Origin of the sequence: Streptococcus mitis (genome assembly GCF_946188615.1) — a bacterium.
Classification (GTDB): domain Bacteria; phylum Bacillota; class Bacilli; order Lactobacillales; family Streptococcaceae; genus Streptococcus; species Streptococcus mitis_BZ.
Genome location: NZ_CAMHVK010000015.1, coordinates 1 through 4065, shown reverse-complemented (window position 1 = coordinate 4065; position 4065 = coordinate 1). Strand labels below are relative to the sequence as shown.

Genomic DNA, 4065 nt, shown 5'->3' with positions numbered 1-4065 from the left:
AAAAGGACTTAGCCCTGTACAATACAGAACTAAATCCTTTGCTTAAATTAATTGTCTAACTTTTTGGGGTCAGTACACAAACGGTCCAATCTTTTTATTTTCTATCTAATTTTTATGCTTGTGGTTTGCGTAGGTAACCATAGACCACACCACTTACAATTGCTCCTACCAAGACAGAAACGAGGTAAAGGAGAGCATTTGAAGTAAGGGCGATAACGAAGATTCCTCCGTGTGGCGCCATGAGTTTGATACCAGTAAGACCAACGAGGCCACCTGCTACTGCTGAACCAAGGATGAAGCTTGGGATCGCACGAGCTGGGTCAGCGGCACCAAATGGAATTGCTCCCTCAGTGATAAATGACAAGCCCATGATAATGTTTGTCAAACCAGAGTTGCGTTCTTCTTTAGTAAATTTGTCTTTAAAGAGAAGAGTTGCGACAAAGATTGCAAGAGGTGGTACCATTCCTCCAGCCATAACTGCTGCCATAGCCACAGAACCACCTGAAGAAACAGTTGCTGCAAGCGTACCTGTACCAAAGACATAAGCTGCTTTATTGACTGGTCCACCCATATCGACAGCCATCATTCCTCCAAGAACAATACCAAGAAGGACAGCTGAACCTCCTCCAAGACCGCCTAGGAAGTCATTCATAGCAGTATTGATTGCTGCCATTAGGATATTCACAGCTAGCATGACAAATCCTGTCAAGATTGTTCCAAGAAGTGGCAAGAGAAGGATTGACTTAGCACCTTCAAGTGAACGAGGAACTTTAACGTATTTCTTGATAGCAAGAACCAAAGCACCTGCGATAAATCCACCCACAAGGGCACCTAGGAAACCAGATGAGACACCTGCAAGAGTTGAAGTTGCTTCACCACCTGCGGCATAAGGAATTTTACCAAAGGCAAAACCTTCTTTAGCAATAGCACCAGCCACAAAACCCGCTACCAAACCTGGTTTTTCAGCGATAGAGTAGGCAACATAACCTGCAAAGACTGGGAGCATCAAACCAAAGGCAGCTCCACCAATTTTCATAAACATAGAAGCTAGCTCATGGTAGGAACCAAGATTACCAAGATTTTCATTTGGAACACCCAAAGCACCGTCAATCAAGAAGGCAAGGGCAATCATGATACCACCACCTATAACGAATGGCAACATTTGAGATACACCACTCATCAAGTGTTTGTAGAAGGCACCACCAAGGCTTTGTTTTTCGTTGCTTGCTGTTGAAGCTTTTGCTCCATTAGCAGCACGGTAGACTTCAGCATCTCCTGAAAGAGCCAAGTTAATTAACTCTTCTGTCTTACGGATACCGTCAGCAACCGGACGATTGATCAATGGTTTTCCATCAAATCGATCCATTTCAACGGCCTTGTCTGCAGCGATGATAACAGCTTTAGCCTTACGAATGTCTTCCGCAGTTAGTTGGTTACCAACACCGCTAGCACCGTTGGTTTCGACCTTGATACCAACCCCCATTTCAGCAGCTACTTTTTGAAGAGCTTCTTGGGCCATGTAAGTGTGGGCAATACCTGTTGTACAAGCTGTAACAGCAACGATAAAGTCATCAGAGTCATTGGTAGGTGCTTGAACCGGCTCTTCAGTTTTTTCTGAAGCTTGGTCAAAAAGTTCGATAACTTGGTCAGCTGATGTTGCTTGACGAAGTTTGTCAGCAAATCCGTCTTTCATCAAGTATTGAGACAATTCTGCCAATGCTGCCAAATGGGTGTCATTGGCACCTTCTGGAGCTGCAATCATGAAGAAGAGGTCAGTTGATTGTCCATCCAAGCTCTCGTAGTCAACACCCTTGTTTGACTTGGCAAAGAGAACTGTCGCTTCTTTGACAGCAGCATTTTTGCTGTGAGGCATTGCGATACCATCACCCAAACCTGTAGAAGTGAGAGCTTCACGCGCCAAAATGCCTTCTTTAAAGGTTTCAAAATCTGTCACATAACCGTGGTCTGTCAAACTTTTAATCATCTCGTCGATGACAGCTGTTTTTTCAGTTGCTTGCAAATCCAGCAACATAACATCTTTTCTCAATAGATCTTGAATTTTCATCTTTTTTCTACCTCAACTTTTTCATATGTTTCTTTAATAAATTCTGCTGTTGCCAAGTCATCCGAGAAGGTAGTTGCCGTTCCACAAGCAACTCCCCATTTGAAGGCTTCTACTGCGTCTTTTGATTTGACAAATTCACCTGTAAATCCAGCAACCATAGAGTCACCAGCTCCAACTGAATTTTTGACTGTTCCCTTGATAGGTTTTGCGAAGTAAGCTCCCTCAGATGTGACAAGAAGAGCACCGTCACCAGCCATAGAAATAATGACGTTTTGAGCACCTTTAGCCAGTAACTCACGAGCGTATTTCTCAATTTCATCTAAACTTTCGAGTTTCACTCCAAAAATCGCTCCAAGTTCATGATTGTTTGGTTTGACCAAAAGTGGCTGGTAGTCCAAACTATCAATCAAGGTCTGTCCTTCAAAATCACAAACGACTTGCGCACCAGTCTTGCGTGTCAAGGCAATCAAATCCTTGTAGATGACATTGCCTAGATTCTTAGCACTTGAACCAGCAAAGACAACTGTATCTTCTGCAGTCAAACTAGATAAAATAGCTTTCAATTCTTCTAGCTGTGCCGGCTCAACAGTTGGACCAGTCCCGTTGATTTCTGTCTCTTGGTCTGCTTTGATTTTAACATTGATACGAGTATCTTCTGCCACTTGGACAAAACGTGTCTCGATTGCTTCATCAGCCAAAGTATCTGTGATAAATTTACCAGTAAAACCTCCGATAAATCCAGTCGCTGTATTTGGAATATCCAAGCGTTTCAAGACACGACTGACATTGATTCCTTTCCCACCAGCAAACTTATCATCACTGTCCATACGATTGACACTACCGACTTGGACTTGGTCCAAACGCACGATATAATCAATGGATGGATTGAGTGTGACTGTATAAATCATACTTCTATTACCTCCGTTTTCTCCTTAATAGCCTGCAAGAGCTCATGCCCTTGACTTGTGATAACAATTGCTCGTTTGAGTGGTGCTACCTTAGCAAAGCAAGTTTGTCCAATTTTTGACGAATCGACCAAGACATAGGTCTGTTTGGCATTTTCTAAAATAGCACGCTTAACAGCTCCCTCCTCCATATCAGGAGTCGTATAATAGCCATCGTCCACACCATTCATCCCGATAAAGGCACGGTCAAAGTGCAATTGGTTAATCTGGTTAAGAGCAACGCCCCCGATGCTAGCATCTGTTGCCATCTTGACACTTCCTCCAACCATGACAGTTGGAATCTGCTTTTCAACCAACTGTGCGGCATGGTGAATCGAATTTGTCACAACAGTAATATTCTTATTGACCAATTCATGGATCAAAAAAGCAGTTGTTGTTCCAGCATCGATAAAGATGACATCTTGTTCCTTAATGAGAGAGGCTGCTTTCTGAGCCAGCAACTTCTTTTCTTGAAGGTTTTTGACAGATTTTTCTTGAATGGTTTCTTCTTCCTGCAAGGAATGGGGCAATTCTGCTCCACCATGCACGCGACGAAGCTTGTTTTCCGCTTCCAACTCATCCAAGTCTCTTCGAACCGTTGATTCTGACGTTTCTAGCAAACTAACTAATTTTTCTAGAGAAACTACATGATGTTGATTTAACTCCTCTAGAATCAGTTGCTTCCGCTCTGTTTTTAACACTGAATCACCTCCTGTTATCGTTTACACTATTCATTCTATCACACTTTCTTTCAAAGTCAAGCATTTTTTGTCATTTTCTTTCAAAAACTATCATTTTTCTTGTTTCCAGAATTTTTATTGCAAGATAAGAGGCTTTATGGTAGACTATTTGAGTAAGTATTGGAAGATTACTCAAGAGGCTTAAGAGGCCGTGTTGGAAACGCGGTAGGCGTGTAACAGCGTGCGTGGGTTCGAATCCCATGTCTTCCGTTTATTTTAAAAAAGATACCCAAGAAATCTGTACTGACCCCAAAAAGTTAGACAATTAATTTAAGCAAAGGATTTAGTTCTGTATTGTACAGGGCTAAGTCCTTTT

The 4065-nt window shown here is 42.3% G+C and carries 3 protein-coding genes and 1 tRNA gene; 1 reads left to right on the top strand and 3 read right to left on the bottom strand.

Features of this window, described 5'->3' with window-relative positions:
• Positions 1-112 precede the first annotated feature (112 nt).
• From OCF95_RS09720 to OCF95_RS09710, 3 genes are read right to left on the bottom strand one after another with little or no spacing between them, the layout of a single operon-like run.
• The gene (locus OCF95_RS09720) at positions 113-2065 is read right to left on the bottom strand and encodes a fructose-specific PTS transporter subunit EIIC (protein ID WP_261105326.1); all 1953 of its coding nucleotides are present in this window, start codon (positions 2063-2065) and stop codon (positions 113-115) included.
• Positions 2062-2973, bottom strand: a complete 912-nt coding sequence (gene pfkB, locus OCF95_RS09715; RefSeq protein ID WP_261105325.1) for a 1-phosphofructokinase — start codon at positions 2971-2973, stop codon at positions 2062-2064. Before pfkB ends, OCF95_RS09720 begins: the two co-directional genes overlap by 4 nt.
• Positions 2970-3710, bottom strand: coding sequence for a DeoR/GlpR family DNA-binding transcription regulator (locus tag OCF95_RS09710; RefSeq protein ID WP_000920651.1), 741 nt, complete (start codon positions 3708-3710; stop codon positions 2970-2972). Before OCF95_RS09710 ends, pfkB begins: the two co-directional genes overlap by 4 nt.
• A gap of 161 nt (positions 3711-3871) precedes the next feature.
• Here OCF95_RS09710 and OCF95_RS09705 point away from each other — a divergent pair.
• Positions 3872-3959 (top strand) — tRNA-Ser (locus OCF95_RS09705).
• Positions 3960-4065: the final 106 nt, after the last annotated feature.